General features: G+C 63.0%; 1 protein-coding gene. It reads right to left on the reverse strand.

Annotated features, from left to right (window positions below):
• Positions 1–22 precede the first annotated feature (22 nt).
• On the reverse strand, positions 23–384 hold a 362-nt coding region (locus RM844_RS33340; protein WP_311671155.1), incomplete at its 5' end, for a cytochrome P450.

Here is a 384-nt window from a genome sequence, read left to right on the forward strand (position 1 = left end):
CTGCTGATGACTGTCTGCCGGGCTATCTCGACAACGGAGCCGTCGGGGTGAAGACGACCGGCATGGCCTCCGGCCCGCTGACGAAGTTGGCCGGGCGCAGTGGCACGTGTGCGCCGTCGACCAGTCGCAGGTCCGGCAAGCGCTCCAACAGCCGGGACACCATCAGCCGCAGTTCCAGTCGAGCCAGCTGATTACCCAGGCAGAAGTGGGTCCCGAAACCGAATGCCAAGTGGCTGTTGGGGTTCCGGTCGATCTGGAACTCATCCGGGTTCTCGAACACCGCTTCGTCGAAGTTGGCCGATTCGAACATCAGCATGATCTTCTCGCCGGCCTTCAACTCGGTACCGTGGAACGTGGTGTCGGCGGTCAGGGTGCGGCACATGT

This window comes from Streptomyces chisholmiae (genome assembly GCF_031845445.1).
In the GTDB taxonomy this organism is placed as follows: Bacteria; Actinomycetota; Actinomycetes; order Streptomycetales; family Streptomycetaceae; genus Streptomyces; species Streptomyces chisholmiae.